Below are 25,655 nucleotides of genomic sequence, written 5' to 3'. Positions count from 1 at the left end.
TTTGCGTGCGCTAGGGGACCGGTCAGGCGCGTCCCGAAACCGAAGGGCGTGCAGAGGGTCCGCGATCCTCTGCCAGAGCGTTCACGTCTCCCGTAACCATCGTCCGGCGGCGGCATCGTCCTCGGCCCGGGCGGCGACCCAGCGGGCGCCGTCGCCGCCTTCCTCCTTCTTCCAGAACGGGGCCTTGGTCTTGAGCCAGTCCATCAGGAACATGGCGGCCTCGAACGCCGCGTGGCGGTGGGCGGAGGCGATGGCGACGAGCACGATCTGGTCGCCCGGCGCCAGGCGGCCGTGGCGGTGGATGATGGTCCCGCCGAGGAGGGGCCAGCGGCCTTCGGCCTCGCGGGCGATCGTCTCCAGCTGGCGCAGGGCCATGGCCGGGTAATGCTCCAGCGTCATGGCGGCGATGGGCTGACCGCCCGCCATGTCGCGCACAAGGCCGGTGAAGGTGACAAGCGCGCCGATGTCCGTGCGTCCGGCCCGCAGCCGGTCGATCTCGGCGGCCACGTCGAAGTCGTGGGGCTGGATGCGCACCTCGATCATGCGCCGCTCAGCCCCCGGTGACCGGCGGAAAGAGGGCAACCTCGTCGTGCGGGGCGAGGGGGTGGGACTCGTCGGCGTAGTCCTGATTGACCGCGACCCGAATGGCGCGGCGGTCCGCCAGCGCGGCGGCGTAGCCGGGCCCGCGCGTGGCAAGCCAGTCGAGCAGCGCGCCGACCGTCGCAACGCCTGCGGGGAGCGCCAGATCTTCCTCGTCGCGGCCGATCCGCTCCCGCACCCAGGAGAAGTAGAGCAGCTTCATCCGAATCCCCCGGCAGGGCACAGCCCTCAGGTCATGTGCTTGAGGCCGACCCGCAGGTAGTCGTAACCGGTGATCAGGGTCATCACGGCGGCGAGCCACAGGCAGACAAGGCCGACTTCGCGCGCAGGCAGCAGGTTGCCGACCGCACCCTCGAGGATGAGCGCGCCGAGAGCGATCATCTGGAAGGCGGTTTTCCACTTGGCAAGGCGGCTCACCGGCACGGAAACGGACGCGCCCGCCAGAAACTCGCGCAGGCCCGACACCGCGATTTCCCGCAGAAGAATGATGATGCCCGCCAGCACGTTGAGGCCGCTGATCGTCCGCTCCGCGATGAGCATGACGATGACCGCCGCCACCATGATCTTGTCCGCGATGGGGTCGAGGAACTGGCCGAGCTTAGAGACCGTGCCATGCGCGCGGGCGAGGTAGCCGTCGAAATAGTCGGTGATTCCGGCCACGCAGAAGGTCACAAAGGCCAGCAGTGATCCGATCCAGGTCGGCCCCCACAGCATGAAGACAAGCAGAGGCACGGCCAGTATCCGGCTCAGAGTAAGAAGATTTGGCAGGTTTGTCAGCATCGGGCGCACATTAGGCGAGTCGGCAGCGCATCTCAACCATCAGTCGGGCTGACCTGGCAGAAATGCATGAAGCCGTGCCGGGTTGCGGAAAAAAGATCACGGCTGGCCGTCCCCCCGGTCCCGATGGGCGGGGGGTGGGGAGATAATGCTCGACTTGACGTTTACGTTAACGTAAAGCTGGATGTGAAGGAGCAGGTTGCATGAACGAGGCAATGGCGCCGGCAGGGGTTCAGCCGGCCGTGAGAACCTTCCGGGGACTGGAGTATCCCTTCGGCCGGTCGGTGCCCGAGCCGGGCATGCTGACGGAGGTGGCCGAGGGCGTCCACTGGCTGCGGATGCCTCTGCCCATGAGCCTCAATCATATCAACCTCTATGTCCTCGACGGCGGGGACAGCTGGACCCTCATCGACACCGGGATGCGCACCAGCGCCACCAAGGCGCTGTGGGAGCAGCTGCTGGCCGGGCCGCTGGCGGCCAAGCCGGTGGGGGCGGTGGTGGGGACCCATTTCCACCCGGACCATCTGGGGCTCGCCGGCTGGCTGTGCGCGCGGACCGGCGCGCCGCTGCTGATGTCCCGCACCGAATATCTGCTGGCCGCCATGCTCATTCTGGGGGCGCAGCCCGAGCCGCCGGAGGCGGCGATGCGCTTCTACGCCCGGGCCGGGTGGGGCGAGGCGGATCTGGAGACGTTCCGCAAGCGCGGCTGGAGCGGCTTTGCCCGGGTGGTGCACCCGCTGCCGGCATCCTACCGGCGGCTTCAGGCGGGGGACGTGCTCCCGGTCGGCCCGAACCTCTGGCGCATCGTCGAGGGGCGGGGCCATTCGCCCGAGCACCTCTGCCTTGTGTGCGACAGCCTCGGGGTGATGATCGCGGGCGACCAGGTGCTGCCCCGGATCACGCCCAACGTGTCCGTGACGCCCACCGAGCCGGAGGGCAATCCCTTGCGCGACTGGCTGGAGAGCATCGAGCGGCTGCGCGCCCTCGACCCCGGCCTTCTGGTGCTGCCGGCCCACGGCGAGCCGTTCCTCGGGCTGCACACCCGGCTCGACCAGATGGCGGAGGACCACGAGCGCAAGCTTGCCCGGCTGCTGGCCCATTGCGCCGAGCCGCGCCGGGTGGTGGATTGCTTCGAGGTGCTGTTCCAGCAGGTGATCACGGTGGACGATATCATGTCCGCCACGGGTGAAGCGCTCGCCCACTTGCACTATCTGGAATATTGCGGCCGGATTGAAGGCCGGGAGAAGGACGGGGTGATGCTGTACTCCGTCTGCTGAGACTGAGGGAAAGGAGAGGGGTGGCTATGACGGCATGGGAGCGGCCCTGGCTGGCAAACTATACGCACGGTACAGCCTGGGAGACGCCGTTCGAGGCGATGCCGGTGCATCACCTGCTGGAGCGCACCGCCAGCGAGAAGCCGGACGCGCCCTATCTCGAATTCCTTGGCCGCGTCTACACCTACGGCGAAGTGATGGACCTGGTGTGCCGGGCCACCAAGGGCTTCCAGAAGCTGGGGGTGAAGAAGGGCGTGAAGGTGGGCCTGTTTCTGCCCAACTGCCCGCAATATGTTGTCGCCTACTACGCCATCCTCAAGGCGGGCGGAACGGTGGTGAACTTCTCGCCCCTCTACTCGGCGGACGAGCTGGCCGTGCAGGTGGAGGACTCCGAGACGGACATCATGGTCTGCCTCGACGTGGCGAGCCTCTACGCCACCATCAGCGAGGTGCTGGAGCGCACCCGGCTCAAGTGTCTGGTGGTCGGCTCGCTGGCCCGGGCCCTGCCGCCGGTCAAGGGGATGCTCTACCGGCTGTTCCGCCGGCGCGAGCAGGCGGAGGTGCATATCGACTCGCGCCATGTGAGCTTCGAGACGCTGGTGGACAACGACGGCCGCCCCGCGCCGGTGCAGATCGATCCGGAGACGGACCTCGCCCTGCTGCAATACACCGGCGGCACCACCGGGCGGCCCAAGGGCGCGATGCTGACCCACGCCAACCTGACCATCAACGCCCAGCAGGTGGCGGCGGTCGATCCAGAATCCGCGACGGCCGAGCAGCGCATTCTGGGGGCGCTGCCGTTCTTCCATGTGTTCGCCAACACCGTGGTGCTGAACATGACCACGCTGGTGGGCGGCGAGATCGTCATGCTGCCCAAGTTCGAGCTGGGGCAGGCGATCAAGACCATCCGCCGCAACAAGGTGACGGTGCTGCCGGGCGTGCCCACCATGTACACCGCCATGCTGGGCCATGCGGGCCGGCAGCAGGATGATCTGGCGACGCTGCGGGTGTGCATCTCGGGCGGTGCGCCGCTGCCTGTGGAGCTCAAGACCCGGTTCGGCGAGGCGACGCCGGCGACGCTGGTGGAAGGATACGGCCTCACCGAAAGCGCGGGCGTGGTCTCGGTCAACCCGTTCCGGGGCGTCAACAAGGCGGGCTCCATCGGCCTGCCGCTGCCGGGCACGGACATCGTGATCGTGGACAAGGACGACCCGACCAAGGTGCTGCCGCCGGGCGAGGCGGGCGAGCTGACCATCGGCGGCCCGCAGATCATGCGCGGCTACTGGAAGCGGGACAACTCGGACGTGTTCGTGGACGGCCGCTTGCGCACCGGCGACGTGGGGTACATCGACGCGGACGGCTATACCTTCATCATCGACCGCCTGAAGGACATGATCACGGTGGGCGGCTTCAAGGTCTACCCGCGCACGCTGGAGGAAATGCTCTACCAGCACCCGGCGGTGCAGGAGGCGACGGTGATCGGCATCCCCGACGATTACCTGGGCCAGAAGCCCAAGGCCTTCGTGGTGCTGAAACCGGATCAGGCCGGCACGGTGGACGGCGAGGCCCTGCGCGCCTGGCTCAACAGCCGGGTGGCCAAGCACGAGCGGGTGGCCGAGGTGGAGGTGCGGGAGAGCCTGCCCAAGACCATGGTCGGCAAGCTCTCGAAGAAGGAACTGGTGGAGGAGGAACAGGCCCGCCACGCTGCGGCCAGGGCCGCCGCGGCGGCGCGGGAGCCGGAGCCGGCCTCCGCCGGGGCGGGCCGCTCGAAGGGCTAGGCTCCCGGCGGCGCGGCAAGCCTCGGGGCGCCCGCACCCGCATTTCATGCGTTCTACTGGCAGCCGATTGTGGCGTAACTGCCGACCAAGGAGAGGCTGCATGAAGCGCGCATTCTGCGGCGCGGTGCTGGCGGCATTTCTGGCTTTGGCCTCCTGTCTCGGGCCGGAGATGTTCGCCGGCGGCAACAGCATGTTCCTGAAGCTGGGGCCGGCGGCGGTGGGCTTTGGCAACCAGCAGGGATGGCTGGCGCTGAACTCGCTCAACTGGGCGGGCACGCCCTATGCGCAGCAGGGGTATCCGGTGATGAGCTACCCGCAGCAGGCCTACCCCCAGACCTATCCCCAGCAAACCTACCCGGCGGAGACTTACCCCCAGCAGACCTACCCGCAGCAGACCTATCCGACGGAGACCTATCCGCAGCAGGCGTATCCAACGGAAAGCTATCCGCAGGAAACCTATCCGGCGGAGACCTATCCGCAGCAGAGCTATGACGCCAACGCCCAGACGGCGGCCGTGCCCTCGGGGCCGGGCCTTGCCTCCCTCACGACCACCGACCCGGCGGCGACGGCGGCCATTGCCCAGGCGTGCGCCTCGGGCCAGCCGCTCGGCACCGTGACGGTGCGCCAGATGCAGCCGGACGGCAGCTACCGGGATATTCAGCTGAACGGCGTGAACCTGTCCTGCGGCGGGCCGTCAGCGGGCGGCGCGCCGGGCGAGGCGCTTCAGCCGGGCGAGGAAGTGCTGATGACCTTCGACAAGGCGGAGGTGGTCGCCAGCGGCAAGGTGGAGTCGAAATAAACCCGGGTCTAGCGGGTGCGGCGGCGCTGGCCGAAGACGGCGTCCGCGATAAGCAGGAAGATCACGCCGTTGAACAGCGTGCCCCACAGATCGATGGGGACGAGGCTGGGGGTGATGTAGCTGCCGGGGCTGGCGGCGGCGGCGTTCTGGAAAAACAGGATCCAGCCGATGAGCGGCGCGGCGGCGAGCGCGCGGCGGGTGCCGCGCCAGGTCAGCAGCGCGCGGCATTGCAGCCGGAGATAGACCGCGGCCGAGGCCAGAAGAACGACGAAGCTGATCACCATGTACAGCATGGCAATATCTATAAGAGTAAGAAATTAAATTTTTTATGAATAGAACCGCGTAAGCCGGAATTTGTAAAGATTCGATCCCGTAACTTGGCGCCGGGCGCTCTGGCGGTGCGGCAGTTTCTGCATAACGCACTGGAACTCAATCTTTTTTCGACGCGAGGGCGTATCGGGCGAAGGGTGTTCCGGTGCAAAAGACAGGGGCGCGCGGCCCGCAAAACGGTGCCTCAGGGCGGCTGGAGCAGCCCTGGAAGGCGTAAATCCCGGGGCGTCCCGAAAGGCTTGGGGTAACGAAAATCCCCCGGTGTCCGCCCTCCGGTGTCTGCCCTCTGGCGAATCGCGTCGCGGCCGTCCTCCCGTTCAGTTCTATTGCCAGCGAATCGATTTGGCTTAGTGTGCGCGTCAGCAGACTGTTGTGCGGAACGGTGCAGCAAGGGAGGGACGCGTGCGGACAGGCGTTACAGAGGTGGAAGTCGAGGGGCAGGATGGCCCCGCCGGAGTCTTCGCCGGGCGGACGGAGCCGGGGCACTGGTGCTCGGTCTATCAGACGGCGGTTGCCGCGCTGCTGGCGCTGGCGGCGCTGCTGACGGGGGCGAGCCCGGCCGCGGCGGGCGACCGGCCCGGCTTTCCCGCCTTTTCGAGCCGCTCGCCCGTGGTGGCGGTGCAGGGGGCGGCAGCGACCAGCCAGCCGCTTGCCACCCAGGTGGCGCTGGACGTGTTGAAGGCGGGCGGCAGCGCGGTGGATGCGGCCATCGCCGCCAACGCGACGCTCGGCCTGATGGAGCCCACAGGCAACGGTGTTGGCGGTGACCTGTTCGCGCTGGTGTGGGACCCGCGCACCGGGAAGCTCTACGGCCTCAACGCCTCCGGCACCGCGCCGCGCGGTCAGACGCTGGCGCAGCTCAAGGAGAAGCTGCGTGCGCGCAGCGGCGGTGCGGAACCGAAGGCCCTGCCGGCGGTGGGCAGCTTCACGGTGACGGTGCCCGGCGCGGTTGGCGGCTGGTTCGCCCTGCACGAGCGGTTCGGCCGCCTGCCGATGGAGGAGGTGCTCTCGCCCGCCATCGGCTACGCCCGCGACGGCTTCCCGGTCTCGCCGATGATCGCGGACCTGTGGGCCATGAACTTCCGCCGCTTCGAGCGCAACGCCGCCCACATCGAGGAACGGGGCAACGCCGCCGCCACCTACCTGATCGACGGCCGCACGCCGCGGGCGGGCGAGATCTTCCGCAACCCCGACCTGGCGGAGACCCTCAACCTGATCGCGCAGGGCGGGGCGGACGCCTTCTATCGCGGGCCGGTCGCGCGGGCGGTCGATGCCTACATGAAGCGGATCGGCGGCCCGCTGCGCTACGAGGATTTCGCCGCCTATCGGCCGGAGTGGGTGGAGCCCGTCTCCACCAACTATCGCGGCTATGACGTGTGGCAGATACCGGCCAACACCCAGGGCATCATCGTTCTGGAGATGCTGAACATTCTGGAGGGCTTCGACCTCAAGGCCATGGGCTTCGACAGCGCCGACCGGCTGCACGTGATGACCGAGGCCAAGAAGCTCGCCTTCGCCGACCGGGCACGCTACCTGGGCGACCCGGCCATGGCGCCGGTGCCCGTTCAGGGCCTGATCGACAAGGGCTACGCCGCCCAGCGCCGCGCCCTCATCGACATGAGCCGCGCCGCCCCGGCGGAGGTGGACCCGGGCAAGCCGATCTTCGAGCGCACCGACACCATCTACCTGACCGTCGCTGACAAGGACGGCATGATGGTCTCGCTCATCCAGTCCAACTATGCGGGGATGGGCTCGGGCCTGGTGCCGGACGGTCTGGGCTTCATGCTCCAGAACCGGGGCGCGCAGTTCAGCCTGGATGCACGCCACCCCAACGCCTATGCGCCGGGCAAGCGGCCGTTCCACACCATCATTCCTGGCTTTGTCACCCAAGGCGGCAAGCCGTGGCTGTCGTTCGGCGTGATGGGCGGCGCGATGCAGCCGCAGGGTCAGGTGCAGGTGCTCTCCAACATCATCGACTTCGGCATGGACGTGCAGACGGCGGGCGACGCGCCGCGCTGGCGGCATATCGGCGGGCCGGACCCCGGCAACGCGGATGAGGGCGCGCCCAACACGCTGTTCCTGGAGCACGGCTATTCGGACAAGACCATCGCCGAACTCCGCAAGCGCGGCCACGTGATCAAGGTGGGCGGCGAGGACGTGGGCGGCTACCAGGCGATCCTGCGCACCGAGGACGGCGTCTACTGGGCGGCCTCGGAGATGCGAAAGGACGGGCAGGCGGGCGGTTATTGACGCCCGCCGCTGCCGGTGAGGCCCCGGAGATCGGGTCTGGCGGCCTTGGCCAGCGCCTCGTTGACCATGGCCTCCAGTTCCTGCCGGCGGAAGGGCTTGCGCAGCAGCGGCATGTCGGGCGGACGGGCCAGTCTGTTCGCCTCCGACGTCTCTGTGTAGCCGGACATCAGCACCACCGGCAGATCGGGGTGCAGGGCGCGCGCCTGATGGATCACCTCCATGCCGTTGGGGCCGGGGCCGAGCAGCATGTCGGTGATGAGCAGGGCGATCGACTCGTCCGAGCGGAGGCGGTCGATCGCCGCCGCGCCGCTTTCGGCCTCCACGATGCGATACCCGGAACGCCGCAGCAGGGCGGCTGTCAGCGTGCGGATGTCCTCGTTGTTATCGACGACAAGAATGGTCGCGCCCCGGACCGGCGGCAGCGGCCCCCGTTCGGGGCCCCGCGCCAGCGCTCTGACGGCGGCCCGCTCGCGCGGCAGATAGAAGCACACCCGGGTGCCCTTGCCCGGCGCGGAGTCGAGTGTGAGGTGGCCGCCGATCTGCTTGGCGAACCCGTAGACCATGGGCAGGCCAAGGCCGCTGCCCACGCCGACCGGCTTGGTGGTGAAGAACGGCTCGAAGACGTGCTCAAGCACGTCGGGCGTCATGCCGGTGCCGTTGTCGGCCACGCAGATGAGCACATAGTCGGCCGTTTCCACGTCAGCGGGCAGGGACCGGTCCTCGTCCCGGTCCAGCCGGGTGTTGCTGGTGGAGATGGTGATGGTGCCGCCGTCCGGCATGGCATCGCGGGAGTTGACCACCAGGTTGATGATGGCGTTCTGCAACTGCCCGGGGTCGGCCCGGCACGGCCAGACCGTGGGCGCTGCATCGAAGACGAGGCGGATGGTCGGCGGCAGCGACCGGCGCATCAGCTCGGCAATCTCCGCCAGCACCCGGTTGGGGTCGACGAGGCTGATGTCCAGCGACTGCTTGCGGGCGAAGGCGAGGAGGCTCCGGGTCAGCCCGGCGCCCCGGTCGGCGGCGCCCAGCGCCAGATCGACGAAATGGCTCAGCTCTGGGTTGGCGGAGACATGGTCCTTCAGCAGCTCCAGGTTGCCCACGATCACGGCCAGCAGGTTGTTGAAATCGTGGGCGATGCCGCCGGTCAGCTTGCCGATGGCCTCCATGCGATGGGCGGATTGCACCTTCTCGTAGCCGGTCCGCAGCCGGGTGATGTCGGCGGCCGAGCCCACGACGCCGACGACCCGCCCGTTCGGGTCCACCAGCCGCTCCATCTGCACCGACAGGATATGCCGCTCCCCGTCCTCCAGGTAGTCGAGCTCGTCGGTCACGTTGCCGCCTTCGGCGATGACCCGGCGGCGCATGGCATCGAACCGCTCGGCGCAGTGCGGCGGGAACAGATCGTCTCCCGTCTTGCCCATGAGAAACTCGACCGTGTGGCCGAACAGCGGATTGAACACCCAGGTGAACTGCCCCGCCAGATCCAGGTTGAACACCGCGATGTCCGCGCCGTTCAGGGCGACGCGGATGCGCTGTTCGGTCAGGCGCAGCGCGTCCATGGTCTCGATGAGGTCGGTGATGTCGCTGGAGGAGAGGATGAGGCCGCGAATGTCCGGGTCATCCAGCATGTTGCGGGTGATAAACCGCTTCCAGTGGTAGTTGCCCCAGATGTCCGCGTAGCGGAAGGGGTCGAAGTTCACCGGGTCCTTGCCCTCGAGCAGATCCTGCCATTGCTGGTCGAACCGCGGGCGGTCCTCGGGGTGGATGTGAACGCGGAAGTCCGTGGTCCGCAGGGACTCGGGCGAGAAGCCCAGCAGATCGACCAGGGACTTGTTGTAGAACCGCAGGCGGCCGTCCGCATCGGCAACGGCAAGCGTGTCCAGGTTGTTGTCGATGAGGGCGAGGTAGAAGCGGCGGTTCTCGGCAAGCTCGGCCAGCTGCCGCGCCTCGCGCAGGCGCTGGCGGCGCACGTAGACGATGGAAGCGACAAAGGCCAGGATCACGCCCAGACAGAAGGCCGCGATGAGAATGGTCGTCAGGGCATCCATGGCATGGCCGCCTTTTTCTCTACCAGATGGAAGGGAGATAAAACGCGGGATGAAATGAAAGGTCTCCGCCCCGCCTCGCGCCGGGCACGGGGTGACAAAAGCCCCGCCGGTGGCGGGGCTGAAGGTGAAGTGGCAGCAGTGGTGCAGCAGTGGTGCAGCGGCGGCGCGCGGCTCAGACCGTGGGCTGGATCTCGCCCGATTTCACGCGCCGCATATAGTCGTTCACCATGCCCTTCAGCTGGGGCGCGAGCAGGTAGAGGCCGATGACGTTGGGGACCGCCATCAGGAAGAACATGCTGTCGATCAGGCTGACCACCCGGCCCAGGTCGAGCACCGCGCCGAACGGCAGCAGGGCGCAGTAAAGGAGCAGGTAGGCGGTGCGGTTGGCCTTTGAGTGGCCGAACAGGAAGCACCAGGACTGAAGGCCGTAGTACGCCCAGGAAATGAGGGTGGAATAGGCAAACAGAAAGACCGCGACCGCCAGCACAAGGGGGAACCAGGGGGCGACGGTGGCGAAGGCCGCCGAGGTGATGGCCACGCCCTCATGGCCCTGGGTGTAGGTGCCGGCAACCACGATGGCGACGCCGGTGATGGTGCAGATGAGGATCGTGTCGATGAACGGCTCGATCAGCGCCACCAGCCCCTCGGAGACCGGCTCGCGCGTCTTGGCGGCGCAGTGGGCGATAACCGCCGAGCCGATGCCCGCCTCGGTGGAATAGACCGTGCGGCGCATGCCGACGACAAAGGCGCCGATGGCACCGCCCGCCACGCTGTCCGCCGCGAAGGCCTCCCGGATGATGGTGGCGAGGGCGGCGGGGAGGGCGTCCGCGTTCAGCAGGAGGATGGCGGCGCAGCCCGCCAGGTAGAACAGGCACATGGCGGGCACCAGCCGCGACGTGACCTTGGCGATCCAGCCGATGGAGCCGACGACGACCGCGGCCACCGCAACCGCCATGAAGATGCCGTAGGCCCAGCCATTGCCAAGGCCGGTGACCGCGCTCACCTGCGCGTACGACTGGTTGACCTGCAACAGCGGAATGGCGCCGCCAAGGGCGCAGATGGCATAGAACAGGGCGAGGAACCGGCCCGTGCGCTCCAGCCCCAGCTGCGCGAGGCCGCGCGAGAGGGTGTACATCGGCCCGCCGCTCACCGAGCCGTCCGCGTGCTCCACCCGGTAGCGCAGGCCGAGCGTCACTTCCGCCATCTTCAGGGACATGGCGAACCAGCCGATGACGAACATCCAGAAGACCGCGCCCGGCCCGCCGATGCTGATGCCGATGGCCGTGCCCGCGATGTTGCCGAGGCCGACCGTGCCCGAAAGGGCGGTGGACAGGGCGGCGAACTGGCTGACCGTGCCCGGCGCGTCAGGGTCGTGGAAGTGGCCCCGGGCCACCCGCAGCGACAGCGGCAGCGCGCGCAGGTTCAGAAAGCCCAGATAGAAGGTGAACAGCACCATCGGGGCCGCCAGCCACAGGACGATGCCCTCCACCTCGACGCCGAACAGCGGGACCCGGGCAAAGACCCGGGCCGCCAGCGTATCGATTGCACCGGATAGAGCTGAGATGAGGGTAGACACGGAACAAAACTCCTCGCCTCTCGGCTATGTTCACTCAAGGTTAAGCCCAAGGGGCGATACCAGACACCGAAAACGGCGCCTGCTTGGTACGCTTTGGTATTGATCCGCTCTATAACGGCACTAGGAAACAGTGTCAGCGCAGAACATTCGCGCGGGATGGGGCAGGCTCGCGCATCATTCGAGGGAACATCCATGGCACGCAAGTACTTCGGGACCGATGGCATCCGCGGACTGACCAACACGTCGCCCATGACCGCCGAAATGGCCATGAAGGTGGGCATGGCCGCCGGTCACCGGTTCCTGCGTGGCAACCACAAGCACCGGGTGGTGATCGGCAAGGATACCCGCCTGTCCGGCTACATGATGGAAACGGCGCTGGTGGCGGGCTTTACGTCCGTGGGCATGGATGTGGTGCTGGTGGGGCCGATGCCGACCCCGGCGGTGGCGCTGCTGACCAAGTCCATGCGCGCCGACCTTGGCGTGATGATCTCCGCCTCCCACAACCCGTACCATGACAACGGCATCAAGCTGTTCGGCCCGGACGGCTACAAGCTCTCCGACGAGCAGGAGGAGGAGATCGAGGCGCTGATTGACTCGGATCTCTGCCAGGTGCTGGCGGAGCCCGCCAAGCTGGGCCGCTCCCGCAAGCTGGAGGATGCGCGCGGGCGCTACATCCACTTCGCCAAGTCCACCTTCCCGCCGCACCTGCGCCTCGACGGGCTCAAGATCGCCCTCGATTGCGCCAACGGCGCGGCCTACAATGTGGCCCCCTCGGTGTTCTGGGAGCTGGGCGCCGAGGTGGAAGTGCTGGGCGTGTCGCCCAACGGCTTCAACATCAACGACAAGGTGGGCTCGACCGCCCCGCAGGCGCTGGCCGCCAAGGTGGTGGAGACGGGGGCCCACATCGGCATCGCGCTGGACGGCGACGCGGACCGGCTCATCATCGTCGATGAAAAGGGCCGGGTGGTGGATGGCGACCAGCTGATGGGCCTCATCACCGACAGCTGGGCAAAGGCCGGCCGCCTGAAGGGCAACGGCCTGGTGGCGACGGTGATGTCCAACCTAGGGCTGGAGAGGCACCTGGAGCGCCAGGGCCTGCATATGCTCCGCACCAGGGTGGGCGACCGCTACGTGCTGGAGGCCATGCGCGCGCAGGGCTACAACGTGGGCGGCGAGCAGTCCGGCCACATCATTCTCAGCGATTACGCCACCACCGGCGACGGCATCATCGCCGCGTTGCAGGTGCTGGCCTGCATCGTGGAAGAGGGCCGGGCCACCTCCGAGGTGACCCGCGTGTTCGAGCCCTATCCGCAGCTGCTTCAGAACGTGCGCTTCAACGGCGGGCAGCCGCTGGAAAACGCCGAGGTGAAATCGGTCATCGCGGCGGTGGAGCAGCGGCTGAACGGGCGGGGCCGTCTGGTCATCCGCAAGTCGGGCACGGAGCCGCTCATTCGCGTCATGGCCGAGGCCGATGACGAAATCCTGGTCAAGGAGGCTGTTCAGGAGGTCTGTGAGGCCGTAAAGACCCATGCATGACTGACATGCATGACGACGATGTGGCCCGCCCGCGCGGGCGGGTGCTGATTGTTGCAGGATCGGATTCCGGCGGCGGCGCAGGGATTCAGGCGGACATCAAGGCCGTGACCGTGCTTGGCGGTTATGCCATGACCGCCATCGCGGCGCTCACCGCCCAGAACACCGAAGGGGTTTTCGGCATTCATGCCGTGCCGCCCGAGTTCGTGCGCCAGCAGATGACGCTGGTGCTGGACGACATCGGCGCGGACGCCATCAAGACCGGCATGTTGCTGAACGCCGGGATCATCGAGGCGGTGGCCGAGGAGCTGAAGGCGCGGGCGCAGGGCCTGCCGCTGGTGATCGACCCGGTGATGGTGGCCAAGGGCGGGGCAGGGCTGCTGGCGGATGATGCCGTCGAGGCGCTGCGGACGCGGCTGCTCCCGCTGGCGGCGCTGGTGACGCCCAACGTGCCCGAGGCCGAGCTGCTCTCGGGCCGGACCATCGCCACGAAGGAAGACATGATGGCCGCCGGCCGTGCGATCCTCGATCTGGGGCCGAAGGCCGTGCTGGTGAAGGGCGGGCACCTGAAGGGCGAGATCGTGGAGGACGTGCTGATGACGGCCGACAAGGTCATCGTCATCACCGGGCCGCGATTCGACACCGCCCACACCCACGGCACCGGTTGCACGCTGGCCTCGGCCATCGCCACAGGCCTCGCCCAGGGGCTGGAGCTGCACGGCGCCTGCGAGCGGGCCCGCCGCTATGTGGAGGAAGCCATCCGCACCGCGCCGGGGCTGGGCCGGGGCCACGGTCCGCTCAACCACCTGTGGCCGCTGGTGAAGCTGGCATAACCTTAATTTTCAACGGGTTATAGCGGAAACCTAATCCGGGATACGGGCTCAGGCCGGCCCGTCGCCTGACGCAGGGCGCGCCAGTTGGCGGGCGCAGAGGATGTCGGCGACGGTGAGGGCCAGAACCCCCGCGAACGCATAGGTCGCCCAGCGGCGCCGGGGGTTCTCCACCTGAAGCGCGGGCATCAGCGCGGCGAGGTCCGTCGCGTCGCCGATGACGCGGGTCCACATCCAGCGCGCCGGGCGGGGGGTGGAGAGCAGCCCGACGCCGTTGGCGATCTCGCGGATGCCGAAGGACTTGACCAGTTCGTGCTTGTCCGCGCCGATGCCGAGCGCGCGGGCGATCGTGCGGTTGGAGACGATCTCGGCAACGCCGAGGCCGATGCTGAACCAGCCCAGCAGCTTGGCGACACGTTCGGCATCCATGGCTGCAACTCCCTTTCAGGATCTCGCCCGACAGGCGTGTGAGAGCCTCAACGCGGGCGGGGCGCGGGAGTGCCGCGTGTGCGCCTCACTGGCACTTGCGCCAGCGGCCCATGTCCAGATGGAAGTGGTCCTTGTGGTAGGCGTCCGCCTCGGGACCGAGCACGATGGAGAAGTACCGGCAGGCGTCCCGGTGTACGTCCCGCAGGAAGGCGCGGACGGCGGCGTTGCTGCTGGACCAGTCCGCCTTCACCCGGATGCGGCGGCCATCGCCGAGGACGAACCCCGCCACATCGAGCGCATTGGCGCTGGCATGTTCCGAGACGGGCGCCGCGGACTGGCCATTGCGGTTGCGGCAGGCATAGCTGCCGAACGTCTCGATCTTCTGGACGCTCTGGCCGAAGTGCTTGCGGGCGGCGGGCATCACGCTCTCCCGCACCCACAGGTGGTAGCCGGCGATCATCGGGCAGGTGAGGGGCAGCTTGCGGTCCGGCAGCACCAGGGCGTCCAACATGCGCGACGTGTTGGTGACGACGCACTGGGGCGCATCCTGCCAGTCCTTCAGCGGCTCGACCGTCAGGCCCTTCGTCTGCCGGAGCAGCGACTGGCACAGGGCCGGGTTGGCGCGCAGCGCGGCGAGCTGCTGCTGGATAGTGGCGGTGGAGGGCGCGTTGAGGTCGGGCGCGGGCAGCGGCCGGGCGACCGGCGGACGCGGCAGAGGGCGGTGCTTCGACCCGCCGCCGCACGCGGCGAGAGACGCCAGCAACATGACCCCCAAGAGCCGGAGAACGGCTCTGCCCCCGAAAACAGCTGTAACCCGCATGACCCATGCGTAGCGAATCCTGGCCGGAAAGGGAACCGGCGCGCGACGGATCGCCGAGGGGGTGCCAACATGGTTTCCGTGGTCCGCTGCTTCCGAGTCGAGGCGTCGCCGGGCGCGCTGCAGGGGGCCGGTGGCGGCGCGGGCGGGGCGTGAAGGGGGAGTGGCGTGCTATGCCAGCGTGCCCCGGCGAGGCTGTCCGAAAGGAGAGGGTGGAGAATTTAAGTTGCTTAAATTAAACCCCGGAGCAGCCATGGGTCGGGATGAACTGAAAAATTAAAACACGTTTTATATCAAATCTATAAATTATAAATTTCAAGTTCCCTTTGAAGTTTCGGGCAGGGCCGGGCAATGGCGGGAAAAGAGGTCGCCCTGACCGTGTGGCGGGGGGCTCGCCGAAAATTTTCCGTTGACGGGTCGCTTCAAATCTGCGCTTTGGGCGGTGGGCCACGCCTCCCCAACGAGGCGCGTGCTCTCTGGAAGGAGAGAAACATCATGACGACGAATACCCCTGCCGCCACTGCGGCAGCGACCCCTGCCATTCGCCCCACCAATCCGAATTTCTCGTCCGGTCCGTGCGCCAAGCGCCCCGGCTGGACCGTGGACGCCTTGAAGGACGCGCCGCTCGGCCGCTCGCATCGCGCCAAGATCGGCAAGGCGAAGCTGAAAGCCGCCATCGACAAGACCCGCGAAGTCCTCGGCGTTCCCGCTGACTACCGCATCGGCATCGTGCCCGCCTCCGACACCGGCGCCGTGGAAATGGCGCTGTGGTCGCTGCTCGGCGCCCGCCCCGTCACCATGCTGGCCTGGGAATCCTTCGGCTCCGGCTGGGTCACCGACGTGGTGAAGCAGCTGAAGCTGGACGCCACCGTGCTCGAAGCCCCCTATGGCGCGCTGCCGGACCTGACCAAGGTCGATACGGACACCGACGTGGTGTTCACCTGGAACGGCACCACCTCGGGCGTGCGCGTGCCGAACGGCGACTGGATCAAGGACGACCGCCAGGGCCTCACCATCTGCGACGCCACCTCGGCCGCGTTCGCCATGGACCTGCCGTGGACCAAGCTCGATGTGGTCACCTTCTCCTGGCAGAAGGTGCTGGGCGGCGAGGGCGCGCACGGCGTGCTCATCCTCTCCCCGCGCGCCGTCGAGCGGCTTGAGACCTACAAGCCCGCCTGGCCGCTGCCGAAGATCTTCCGCATGACGAAGAACGGCAAGCTGATCGAGGGCATCTTCCAGGGCGAGACCATCAACACCCCGTCCATGCTGTGCGTCGAGGATTATCTGGACGCGCTCGACTGGGCGGCCTCGGTGGGCGGCGCCAAGGGCCTGATCGCCCGCTCGGAAGCCAACTTCAAGGCGCTGCAAGCCTGGGTGGACCGCACCGACTGGGTGGAAAACCTGGCCGCCGACCCGGCCATCCGCTCCTGCACCAGCGTGTGCCTGAAGATCGTCGATCCGTGGTTCGCCGGTCTCGACAAGGAAGCGCAGGCGGGCGTGCCGAAGGCTATCGCCGCGCTGCTGGAGAAGCAGGGCGTTGCCTACGACATCAACGGCTACCGCGATGCCCCGGCGGGCCTGCGGATCTGGTGCGGCGCGACGGTCGAGACCGCCGACGTCGAGGCGCTGACCGCCTGGCTCGACTGGGCCTTCGCCCAGGTGAAGGCCGAGCTGAGCGCCAAGGCCGCCTGACCCAATTCCCGATTTTTCAAGGATCAGGGGCGCGCCGCCTGCATGAGGGTCGCAGGCGGCCACCACCCCGGTGAGGACTCGAATTTTGCCGCGAGCGGGCAGTCGAGTTCCTGAGGCAGAGGACGAAGAAACATGCCTAAGGTTCTGATTTCTGACAAAATGTCGCCGAAGGCCGCGGAGATCTTCCGCGCCCGCGGGATCGAGGTGGACGAGCGCTTCGACCTGACCAAGGAGCAGCTGATCGAGGTGATCGGCCAGTATGATGGCCTCGCCATCCGCTCCTCGACCAAGGTGACCAAGGACGTCCTGGAGGCTGCGGCCAAGGGCAACCTCAAGGTGATCGGCCGCGCCGGCATCGGCGTCGACAACGTGGATGTGCCCGCCGCGACCGCCAAGGGCATCGTCGTGATGAACACGCCGTTCGGCAACTCCATCACCACCGCCGAGCACGCCATCGCCCTGATGTTCGCGCTGGCCCGCGACATTCCCGCCGCCGACGCCTCGACCCAGGCGGGCAAGTGGGAGAAGAACCGCTTCATGGGCGTGGAGCTGACCGGCAAGGTGCTGGGCATCATCGGCTGCGGCAACATCGGCTCGATCGTCGCCGACCGTGCCCAGGGCCTGAAGATGAAGGTGATCGGCTACGATCCGTTCCTGACGCCGGAGCGCGCGCAGGATCTGGGCATCGAGAAGGTGACGCTGGACGACCTGCTGGCCCGCGCCGACTTCATCACCCTGCACACCCCGCTGACCGACAGCACCCGCAACGTGCTGAGCCGGGAGAACCTGTCCAAGACCAAGAAGGGCGTGCGGATCATCAACTGCGCCCGTGGCGGCCTCGTGGACGAAGCGGCCCTGAAGGACCTGCTGGAGTCCGGCCACATCGCCGGTGCGGCGCTTGACGTGTTCGTCGAGGAGCCCGCCAAGAACAACCCGCTGTTCGGCACCCCGGGCCTCATCTGCACCCCGCACCTGGGCGCGTCGACCACCGAGGCCCAGATCAACGTTGCGATCCAGGTGGCCGAGCAGATGGCCGAATACCTGACCACGGGCGGAGTCTCCAACGCGCTCAACGTGCCGTCGCTGACGCCGGAGGAAGCGCCGAAGCTGCGCCCCTACATGAAGCTGGCCGAACAGCTGGGCGCCCTGGCGGGCCAGCTGGTGAGCAACGTGCAGGCGGTGACGGTGGAGTACGAAGGCAATATCGCCGAGCTGAACACCAAGCCGGTGACTGCCGCCATCCTTGCCGGCCTGTTCAAGCAGCACTCCGACACGGTGAACATGGTCAACGCGCCGTTCATCGCCAAGGACCGCAACATCGACGTCTCCGACGTGCGTCATGACCGCGAGGGCGACTACCACACCCTGGTGCGCCTCACCGTCAAGACGGACGAGGGCGAGCGCTCGGTGGCGGGCACCCTGTTCTCCAACCGCGAGCCGCGCCTCGTCGAGATGTTCGGCATCAAGGTAGAAGCGGACCTGGCCGGCCCGATGCTCTTCGTCATCAACGAGGACAAGCCGGGCTTCATCGGCCGCCTCGGCTCGCTGCTGGGCGAGGCGAACGTGAACATCGGCACCTTCCACCTCGGCCGCCGCGCCGCCGGTGGCGAGGCCATCGTGCTGCTCTCGCTCGACAGCCCGGTGCCGGAGTGGCTGGTGGCCCAGCTGAAGGACGTGCCGCACGTGCGCGAAGTGAAGGCGCTGACGTTCTGAAGCGGGACCTTCTAACGCTGGCCTTTGCGGCCTGAAGGGACTAAAAGCCGTTCGCCCGGCCTCAATCGGGCGAGCGGCTTTGGTGTGAATGGCAGGGCCGAGCGTTTATGGCTTGGTCCGAACCAGAATGGGAAAAACTCGCGTGACCGACTCGCTGTCTCTTGGCCTGTTGCCGGAAGGGCTGCGCGACGTGCTGCCGCCGCAGGCGGAAGCCGAGGCGCGGCTGCTGCGAATGCTGCTCGACCACCTGGCCTCCTACGGCTACGAGCGGGTCGGCACGCCTCTGGTGGAGTTCGAGGAAACCCTGACGCGGGGCTTCGGCGCGGCGCGCCCCTCGGACCTGTTCCGCCTGACCGACCCCATCAGCCAGCGCCCGCTCGCCGTGCGCTCGGACGTGACCGGGCAGATCGCCCGCGTCGCCGCCACGCGCCTCGGCCACTACGCCCGGCCGCTGCGCCTGAGCTATGCCGGGCCGGTGCTGCGGATCAAGGGCTCCCAGCTGCGCGCCGACCGCCAGTTCATGCAGGCGGGCGCGGAGCTGATCGGCACCGACAGCCCGGAAGCGGTGGCCGAGATCGCCGGGCTGGCGCTCTCGGGCCTGCTCGGCCTCGGGCTGGACGCGGTCAACATCGATTTCGTGCTGCCGGACCTCATCCCCGGCATCGGGGCGGCGCTGGGGCTTGAGCCGCTGGTCATCGCGGCCGCCGCCAGGGCGCTGGACGCCAAGGACGCCGCCGCCGTCGCCCAGTTGCCGCACCCCGCCGTGTGGCGCGGCCTCCTTGAGGCGACCGGCGATCTCGCCCACGCCGAAGAAGTGATCGCCAGCGTGCCCGGGATGCCCGCCATCGCGCGCGAGCGCCTCGGCGTGCTGGCCAAACTCGCCCGGGACCTGCCGGAGGACGAGCGCCTCGGCGTGACGGTGGACCCCGGCGAGACCCGGGGCTTCGCCTACCAGACGTGGATCGGCTTCTCGCTGTTCGCCAAGGGCATTCGCGGCGAGGTGGGCCGGGGCGGTGCCTACGTCATCCGCAAGCCGGATCCGGGCCAGAACGGCCTGGAGCGGAACGGGACCAGCGAGGAACCGGCGGTCGGCTTCTCCCTCTATCTGGACGGGCTGGTGGAAGCAGGGCAGGGCGTCGAGGTGCTGCCGCGCCTGTACCTCGCCTTCGGCACGCCGCAGAAGGACGTGGAGCGGCTGCGCGAGGAAGGCTGGGCCGTCGTGCGCGGTCTGGAACAGGGCGATCCCCACGAGGCGGCCCGCGCCCAGCGGTGCAGCCATTACTGGGACGGGCGAAAGATTCACATGGTCTAACCAGGCGGGATAGCCAGTCCCGCACGCGCGCGAGATAAAAGGCGCGGGCGTGGAGGGCTGGCGGCCGGGTGCGCCCGGCGTCCCTTCGATTGGCAAGGAAAGAGAGTAGTCATGGCCAACGTAGTGGTTGTCGGCGCCCAGTGGGGCGACGAAGGCAAGGGGAAGATCGTTGACTGGCTGTCGGAACGCGCCGACGTGGTGGTGCGCTTCCAGGGCGGTCACAACGCGGGCCACACGCTGGTCATCGGCGACAAGACCTTCAAGCTGTCCCTGCTGCCCTCCGGCATCGTGCGCGGCACGCTCAGCGTCATCGGCCACGGCGTCGTGCTCGACCCGTGGGCGCTGAAGTCGGAGGTGGAGAAGATCCGCGCCCAGGGCGTGGAGATCACCCCGGAGAACCTGCACATCTCCGAACAGTGCCCGCTCATCCTGCCGTGCCACCGCGACCTCGACGCCCTGCGCGAGGACGCCTCGGGCGCTGCCAAGATCGGCACCACCCGTCGCGGCATCGGCCCGGCCTACGAGGACAAGGTGGGCCGCCGCGCGCTGCGCGTGTGCGACCTGGAGAACCTGGACGCCGCCTCGGGCCAGATCGACCGCCTGCTCGCCCACCACAACGCGCTGCGCGCCGGGTTCGGCCAGCCGGAGATCGACCGCGACCAGCTCATCGCCGAGCTGAAGGAAATCGCGCCGTTCATCACCCCGTTCGCCAAGCCGGTGTGGCAGACGCTGAACGAGGCCCGCAAGGCGGGCAAGCGCATCCTGTTCGAAGGCGCGCAGGGCATCCTGCTCGACGTGGACATGGGCACCTATCCGTTCGTCACCTCGTCGCAGACGGTGGCAGGGCAGGCGGCCACCGGCTCCGGCCTCGGCCCGGCGGCGCTGGACTACGTGCTCGGCATCTGCAAGGCCTACACCACCCGCGTGGGCGCTGGCCCGTTCCCGACCGAACAGGACAACGAAATCGGCCGCATCATCGGTGAGCGCGGCCACGAGTTCGGCACCGTCACCGGCCGGGCGCGGCGCTGCGGCTGGTTCGACGCGGTGCTGGTGCGCCAGTCGATCGCCGTGGGCGGCATCACCGGCCTGGCGCTGACCAAGCTGGACGTGCTCGACGGCCTCGACGAACTGAAGATCTGCGTCGGCTACAAGCTGGACGGCAAGACCATCGACCGCTTCCCGGCACGCATCGCCGACCAGGCCCGCGTCGAGCCGGTCTACGAAACCTTCGAGGGCTGGCGCGAGTCAACCGCAGGCGCCCGCTCCTGGGCCCAGCTGCCCGCGCAGGCCATCAAGTACATCCGCCGCATCGAGGAACTGGTGGAGTGCCCGGTCGACCTGCTCTCCACCTCGCCGGAACGGCAGGACACCATCCTCGTCCGCGACCCGTTCGTGGATTGAGCGATCCCTGTTCGAAGGGATAAAGCCTTCGGCTTTTGGAATGCAGGGGGATTTATAATCCCCCTGCGACCCCCTTACGTTTCAAAGGGCCGTGTCCTTGATGAAGGGCGCGGCCCTTTTTTGATTGGAGGGTCTGGTCTGCAGGAGGGCCTTGGGCCCTCCTGCGCCTTCCTATCAAGGATCGGAGCGCATCTGGCAGCACCGGCCGCCTTCTCTGGACCAGCGGGAAAGCGCGCAAAGGGCGCAGCCCGATAACACAACGTCCAGAGGACGCTGCCCTTCGTCTCACGCACGGCCCGAAAAGGGAAAGGGAGGTGCAGGAGGGTCCGCGACCCTCCTGCAATCATCAGAAATCCGCCAACCCGACCGCTACGCTGCGGTCTGGTTGCGCTGGCGCACCAGCACCTTGTCGATGCGGTGTTCGTCCATGTCGGCCACCTCGAAGCAGAGGTCTTCCCACTCGACCGTTTCCGCCACGTCGGGCAGGTGTTCCAGCTGCCAGAGCAGGAAGCCGGCGAGGGTGGTGTAGTCGCCATGGCCGGAGAGGTCATCGCGGCCCAGCGCCCGTTCCACCTCGTGGATGGCGGTGCGGCCGTCGATGAACCAGGAGCCGTCCTCGCGCTGGACGATGTCCGGCCGCGCCAGTTCGTCTTCCTCCGGCAGGCCGCCGCCGATGGCGGCCAGGATGTCGGTGGCCGAGACGACGCCTTCGACGCCGCCGTATTCGTTGACGACGACGGCGACGTGGATGCCGCTCTGGCGCAGTGTTTCGAATGCCTTGAGCACGCGGGTGGACTCGTGGACCACCGGCGGGGTCTTGAGGCGGGCGCGCAGGTCAAGGGCCTCGCCCTTGAGGCACTGGCCGAGCAGGTCCTTGGCCTCGACGATGCCAATGAACTGATCGAGGTCGCCTTCGCAGACGAGGAAGCGGCTGCGGCCGCTGTCCTCAACCTCCTGGCGGATGGCCTCGATGCTGTCGTTGATGTCGAGCCAGAACAGTTCGGGGCGGGGCGTCATCAGGGCGCGCACGGGCAGGTCCGAGACGCGGATGACCGCCTCCAGCATGTCCTTCTCGTCGCGGTCGAACACGCCGGCCTCGGTGCCCTCGGCGATGAGCGAGCGCACCTCCTGCTGGGAGACGACCTGCTGCTCCTGCGGCTTCACGCCCAGCAGCTTGAGTGCCAGTTCGGTCGAGCGCTGGAGCAGCCACACGATCGGCGCGCCGATCCGGGCGAGCAGCGCCATCGGCCGCGCCACGAAGCGGGCGATGCTCTCGGCATGGTTCAGGGCCATGCGCTTGGGCACCAGCTCGCCGATGATGAGCGACAGGTAGGTGATGAACACAACGACGAGGGCGACGGCCAGGCTGTCGGCATAGCGGCCGACGCCGGGGAGGGCCGACAGCCAGTGCGCCACCGGGCGCGACAGGGCCGCGCCGCCGAAGGCGCCGGTCAGCACGCCCACCATGGTGATGCCGACCTGGACGGTGGAGAGGAAGCGGGTGGGCTCCTCCGCCAGCCGGATGGCAAGGGCGGCGCTCTTGTCCCCTTCATCCGCCTGCACTTGCAGGCGCACGCGACGGGCCGACACGATGGCCAGCTCCGACATGGCGAAAAAGCCGTTCAGAACGATGAGAAGGAGGACGATGACCAGTTCCGTCCACGGGAAGGGGTCAGCCATTGGACCGCTCCCGCCGGCCGCCGGCCGGTCGCCTGATCAGGCGCAGGACGCTGCAATCGGATTTCTGGAAGCCGGAGCGACTGTAACTGTAACAGTAACTGTCACCTTCGGCATCGCCGGACGGGCTATCGGCTGTAAGGCCGGAAGTCTGACCAGGCATGGATGGTGTTTCTCCTGAGGTTGATTGACAAGGGCCCGCCGCCGTCATCAGGCAGCCGGAAGGGCGAGCCCGCAGCGTCGGGGAGGCGGCACGCCGCCTCGCCCTTCCGTTTTCGTGCTGGCCGGCCCCCGGTGCATGCGCCTTAGGCTGCGCCGCGCTGGCGACGGTTCTTCTCCAGCTTGCGCAGCAGCATGTCGCGCTTCAGCTTGGAGAGGTGGTCGATGAAGAGAACGCCTTCGAGATGGTCCATCTCGTGCTGGAGGCACGTGGCCATGAGACCGTCCAGTTCCTCCTCATGCTGTTCGCCGTTGTAGTCCAGATAGCGAACGCGGATGCGGGCCGGCCGCTCCACGTCGCCGTAGACGTCGGGCACGGACAGGCAGCCCTCGGCGTAGGAGGACAGCTCCTCGGACGCCCAGAGGATCTCCGGGTTCACGAAGTAGCGGGGCTGCTTCTGGTCGTTCTCCTGAAGATCGATGACGAGCACGCGGATCGGCTCGCCCACCTGAATGGCGGCGAGGCCAATGCCCGGGGCGTCGTACATGGTCTCCAGCATGTCGTCCATGAACCGGCGCAGGGCGTCGTCAACCTTCTCGACAGGCTTGGACTTGACGCGCAGGCGCGGGTCCGGGGTTTCGATAATCGGTAAAATGGCCATATTCCGCCTTACTGGCACACAAGAGTTGATCAAGAGCTAAGAGCACGGGGTTCAGGGTTCAAGATCAGCCACACGCGCCCGAAGCGCAAGCGCTGAATTTGCAGGATGCCGCCGGTGGCCCGGGAGCGCGGCCCCGGAGCGCGGCCCCCGGAGCTCAGTCCCGGCGTACCCGCCTGCACGGCGGTCATACCGGCAGGCGCGCCTTCAGCGCCTGGGCGAGGGTGCCGTCGTCCAGATAGTCCAGCTCGCCGCCCACCGGCACGCCGTGCGCCAGCTGGGTGACCTTGACGCCGGTCGAGGCCAGCCGGTCCGCCACGTAGTGGGCGGTGGTCTGCCCCTCCAGCGTGGCGTTCATCGCCAGAATGACCTCGCTGATGCCGCCCTCGCTCACCCGCGCGACCAGCCGGTCGATGCCCAGATCCTCCGGCCGCACACCGTCCAGCGCCGACAGCCGGCCGCCCAGCACATGATAGACGCCCCGGAACAGGCCCGAGCGCTCCAGCGCCCACAGGTCCGCCACTTCCTCCACCACGCAAACCGACGTGCGGTCACGCCGCTCGTCCCGGCAGACGCCGCAAGGGTCGCGCGTGTCCACATTGCCGCACACGGAGCAGGTGGTCAGCCGCTCGTTGACGTTGGCCAGCGCCGCCATCAGCGGCACCAGCACCGTCTCCCGCTTCTTCAGCAGGTGGAGCACGGCGCGCCGCGCCGACCGCGGCCCGAGGCCGGGCAGCTTGGCAAGCATCTGGGTCAGTTGATCGATCTCGGGCGAAGCCATGGACGGGAGGTAACCTGCCAGACGACCGGCCGCAAGCCTCGTCTGGCACTGAATGAGACGGTTGTTTTAACCGGAGGGCCGACCGGATTTCAGGCCGGGTTGCCGGCCACAACCCCGAGCCCCTCCAGGGGCCTGCGTCACGCCGAGGGGCCGGTGTAGGTGCAGCCCTCGCGGAAGGAGCCGCGACGGACGGTGACGCGCACCAGTTCGGGCAGGTCCGGCTTCACCCGCTGCCAGATCCAGGCGCAGATGTTCTCGAGCGTCGGCTTCTCCAGACCCGGCACCTCGTTGAGGTACTTGTGGTCCAGCTGGTCGCGGATGCCATTCAGGATGCGGTCGATCTCGCCCAGGTCCCGCAGCCAGCCGGTCTCGGGATCGGGCTCGCCCGCGAAGGCCAGCTCCGCCTCGAACGAATGGCCGTGCACACCCGCATAGATGTGGCCGGGCGTGACATTGGACGCCAGCTGATGCGCGGCGTCGAACAGGAAAGCCTTGGTGATTTCGTAGGGCATGGCGGGGCGTAAAGCAGAAAACAAACTGCGACTCAAGGTGTTCCAACGCCGCAGTGGCCGGAATTCGCGTCAGGCGGGGGCCTCGGCCTTTTGCTCGGCCTCCAGGGCCGCTTCGGCGCTCGCCTCGAAGGCCAGAAGGATCGAGCCATGGCGCGACTTGAAGGCGACGGCAGGGGCGAAAATCTCCAGATCCGCCCAGCGGCCGCCCTCATAGGCGGCCCAGTCCACGGCCTCGCCCGCAAGGAAGGCGCGCATGGCGTCGCGCAGGGCGGAAAGCTCCGCCGCCGAGCGGCCGATGATGCCGCGCCCCACCAGCGAGGCGGCGGCCTGACCCAGCGCACAGGCCCGCACTTCCTGCCCGAAACGGGCGACAACGCCGTTCTCCAGCGCCACGTCCACCGTCACGCGGCTGCCGCAGATGGGGCTGACCTTCTGGACGGTGGCCTGAGGTGCCTCCAGCCGCTCCTGATGGGGAATGGAAGCGGCAAGGCGCAGAATGCGGGTATTGTAAAGCTGGTCGGACATGAAGCCTATGTAAGCATTGATCCGGCGAATGTCCAAAGGGCTATATCCGGGAGATTTTATCCAGGTTTTGCAAGGGGGTCTTGATGCAAGGGGGTCTTGATGCAAGGGGGTCTCGGACCCCCCTGCCCCCAAAACCCCCTTCCTTTTTTTGTCGTTGTTTCCCCACCCTCCTGACCGGCCAGA

General features: G+C 67.8%; 23 protein-coding genes. 10 read left to right on the top strand and 13 right to left on the bottom strand.

Annotated features, from left to right (window positions below; genetic code table 11):
- Positions 1–81 precede the first annotated feature (81 nt).
- Genes ACSJJU_RS01055 through pgsA form a run of 3 tightly spaced genes read right to left on the bottom strand, consistent with a single transcriptional unit; the run spans position 82 to position 1,377 of the window.
- Positions 82–543 (bottom strand): molybdenum cofactor biosynthesis protein MoaE, encoded by a 462-nt coding sequence (locus tag ACSJJU_RS01055; RefSeq protein ID WP_435913280.1) that lies wholly within the window; start codon positions 541–543, stop codon positions 82–84.
- Positions 544–550: 7 nt separating this feature from the next.
- Complete coding sequence (gene moaD, locus ACSJJU_RS01050; protein ID WP_435913279.1) at positions 551–802, bottom strand: molybdopterin converting factor subunit 1; 252 nt, start codon at positions 800–802, stop codon at positions 551–553.
- Positions 803–828: 26 nt separating this feature from the next.
- Positions 829–1,377, bottom strand: coding sequence for a CDP-diacylglycerol--glycerol-3-phosphate 3-phosphatidyltransferase (gene pgsA, locus ACSJJU_RS01045; protein WP_435914351.1), 549 nt, complete (start codon positions 1,375–1,377; stop codon positions 829–831).
- Positions 1,378–1,580: 203 nt separating this feature from the next.
- Here pgsA and ACSJJU_RS01040 point away from each other — a divergent pair, with 203 nt between their 5' ends.
- The 3 genes from ACSJJU_RS01040 (at position 1,581) to ACSJJU_RS01030 (ending at position 5,228) form a co-directional block, all read left to right on the top strand.
- Complete coding sequence (locus ACSJJU_RS01040; RefSeq protein ID WP_435913278.1) at positions 1,581–2,654, top strand: MBL fold metallo-hydrolase; 1,074 nt, start codon at positions 1,581–1,583, stop codon at positions 2,652–2,654.
- 26 nt (positions 2,655–2,680) lie between these two features.
- Positions 2,681–4,429 (top strand): long-chain-fatty-acid--CoA ligase, encoded by a 1,749-nt coding sequence (locus ACSJJU_RS01035; protein ID WP_435913277.1) that lies wholly within the window; start codon positions 2,681–2,683, stop codon positions 4,427–4,429.
- A gap of 100 nt (positions 4,430–4,529) precedes the next feature.
- Complete coding sequence (locus ACSJJU_RS01030) at positions 4,530–5,228, top strand: hypothetical protein (protein ID WP_435913276.1); 699 nt, start codon at positions 4,530–4,532, stop codon at positions 5,226–5,228.
- Positions 5,229–5,236: 8 nt separating this feature from the next.
- On the opposite strand, the gene ACSJJU_RS01025 is transcribed toward ACSJJU_RS01030, so the two are convergent.
- Entirely contained in the window at positions 5,237–5,521 is a 285-nt protein-coding gene (locus tag ACSJJU_RS01025) for a hypothetical protein (protein WP_435913275.1), read from the bottom strand.
- A gap of 439 nt (positions 5,522–5,960) precedes the next feature.
- On the opposite strand from ACSJJU_RS01025, the gene ggt reads away from it, so the two are divergent.
- Positions 5,961–7,808, top strand: a complete 1,848-nt coding sequence (gene ggt / locus ACSJJU_RS01020; protein ID WP_435913274.1) for a gamma-glutamyltransferase — start codon at positions 5,961–5,963, stop codon at positions 7,806–7,808.
- On the opposite strand, the gene ACSJJU_RS01015 is transcribed toward ggt, so the two are convergent.
- Both ACSJJU_RS01015 and ACSJJU_RS01010 read right to left on the bottom strand, forming a co-directional pair.
- Positions 7,802–9,856 carry a PAS domain-containing protein gene (locus ACSJJU_RS01015; protein WP_435913273.1) on the bottom strand — a complete coding sequence of 685 codons (2,055 nt, stop codon included), beginning with the start codon at positions 9,854–9,856 and terminating at the stop codon, positions 7,802–7,804. The genes ggt and ACSJJU_RS01015 overlap by 7 nt on opposite strands.
- Before the next feature lie 172 nt (positions 9,857–10,028).
- On the bottom strand, positions 10,029–11,432 hold the full coding sequence (locus ACSJJU_RS01010) for an alanine/glycine:cation symporter family protein (RefSeq protein ID WP_435913272.1): 1,404 nt from the start codon (positions 11,430–11,432) through the stop codon (positions 10,029–10,031).
- A 192-nt stretch (positions 11,433–11,624) separates the two neighbouring features.
- On the opposite strand from ACSJJU_RS01010, the gene glmM reads away from it, so the two are divergent.
- Together glmM and thiD are read left to right on the top strand one after the other, a co-directional pair.
- Complete coding sequence (gene glmM / locus ACSJJU_RS01005) at positions 11,625–12,968, top strand: phosphoglucosamine mutase (protein ID WP_435913271.1); 1,344 nt, start codon at positions 11,625–11,627, stop codon at positions 12,966–12,968.
- Positions 12,965–13,798: a bifunctional hydroxymethylpyrimidine kinase/phosphomethylpyrimidine kinase gene (thiD, locus tag ACSJJU_RS01000; protein ID WP_435913270.1), complete on the top strand. Its 834-nt coding sequence runs from the start codon at positions 12,965–12,967 to the stop codon at positions 13,796–13,798. The genes glmM and thiD overlap by 4 nt, the downstream gene beginning before the upstream one ends.
- Before the next feature lie 48 nt (positions 13,799–13,846).
- On the opposite strand, the gene ACSJJU_RS00995 is transcribed toward thiD, so the two are convergent.
- Both ACSJJU_RS00995 and ACSJJU_RS00990 read right to left on the bottom strand, forming a co-directional pair.
- A complete protein-coding gene (locus ACSJJU_RS00995; RefSeq protein ID WP_435913269.1) occupies positions 13,847–14,224 on the bottom strand; it encodes a hypothetical protein in 378 nt (125 codons plus the stop codon).
- 85 nt (positions 14,225–14,309) lie between these two features.
- Entirely contained in the window at positions 14,310–14,990 is a 681-nt protein-coding gene (locus ACSJJU_RS00990; RefSeq protein ID WP_435913268.1) for an extensin-like domain-containing protein, read from the bottom strand.
- Between the two features lie 546 nt (positions 14,991–15,536).
- Here ACSJJU_RS00990 and ACSJJU_RS00985 point away from each other — a divergent pair.
- The 4 genes from ACSJJU_RS00985 (at position 15,537) to ACSJJU_RS00970 (ending at position 21,159) form a co-directional block, all read left to right on the top strand.
- Positions 15,537–16,733, top strand: coding sequence for a phosphoserine transaminase (locus ACSJJU_RS00985; RefSeq protein ID WP_435913267.1), 1,197 nt, complete (start codon positions 15,537–15,539; stop codon positions 16,731–16,733).
- A 132-nt stretch (positions 16,734–16,865) separates the two neighbouring features.
- Entirely contained in the window at positions 16,866–18,446 is a 1,581-nt protein-coding gene (serA, locus tag ACSJJU_RS00980; RefSeq protein WP_435913266.1) for a phosphoglycerate dehydrogenase, read from the top strand.
- A 142-nt stretch (positions 18,447–18,588) separates the two neighbouring features.
- The gene (locus ACSJJU_RS00975; protein ID WP_435913265.1) at positions 18,589–19,758 is read left to right on the top strand and encodes an ATP phosphoribosyltransferase regulatory subunit; all 1,170 of its coding nucleotides are present in this window, start codon (positions 18,589–18,591) and stop codon (positions 19,756–19,758) included.
- Positions 19,759–19,869: 111 nt separating this feature from the next.
- Positions 19,870–21,159, top strand: a complete 1,290-nt coding sequence (locus ACSJJU_RS00970; RefSeq protein WP_435913263.1) for an adenylosuccinate synthase — start codon at positions 19,870–19,872, stop codon at positions 21,157–21,159.
- A gap of 369 nt (positions 21,160–21,528) precedes the next feature.
- Here ACSJJU_RS00970 and ACSJJU_RS00965 read toward each other — a convergent pair whose 3' ends face one another.
- The 5 genes from ACSJJU_RS00965 to ACSJJU_RS00945 all read right to left on the bottom strand — a co-directional run bounded on the left by ACSJJU_RS00965 (position 21,529) and on the right by ACSJJU_RS00945 (position 25,472).
- Positions 21,529–22,839, bottom strand: coding sequence for a hemolysin family protein (locus ACSJJU_RS00965; RefSeq protein ID WP_435913262.1), 1,311 nt, complete (start codon positions 22,837–22,839; stop codon positions 21,529–21,531).
- Between the two features lie 302 nt (positions 22,840–23,141).
- Positions 23,142–23,657 (bottom strand): peptide deformylase, encoded by a 516-nt coding sequence (gene def, locus ACSJJU_RS00960; protein ID WP_435913261.1) that lies wholly within the window; start codon positions 23,655–23,657, stop codon positions 23,142–23,144.
- 184 nt (positions 23,658–23,841) lie between these two features.
- Entirely contained in the window at positions 23,842–24,435 is a 594-nt protein-coding gene (gene recR, locus ACSJJU_RS00955) for a recombination mediator RecR (protein WP_435913260.1), read from the bottom strand.
- 137 nt (positions 24,436–24,572) lie between these two features.
- Entirely contained in the window at positions 24,573–24,971 is a 399-nt protein-coding gene (locus ACSJJU_RS00950) for a 6-pyruvoyl trahydropterin synthase family protein (RefSeq protein WP_435913259.1), read from the bottom strand.
- A gap of 45 nt (positions 24,972–25,016) precedes the next feature.
- The gene (locus ACSJJU_RS00945) at positions 25,017–25,472 is read right to left on the bottom strand and encodes an iron-sulfur cluster assembly scaffold protein (RefSeq protein WP_435913258.1); all 456 of its coding nucleotides are present in this window, start codon (positions 25,470–25,472) and stop codon (positions 25,017–25,019) included.
- Between the last annotated feature and the right edge of the window lie 183 nt (positions 25,473–25,655).

The sequence above is a fragment of the Pedomonas sp. V897 genome (assembly GCF_051304405.1).
GTDB lineage: Bacteria > Pseudomonadota > Alphaproteobacteria > Sphingomonadales > Sphingomonadaceae > Pedomonas.
This window is presented reverse-complemented; position numbering and strand designations above follow the sequence as displayed.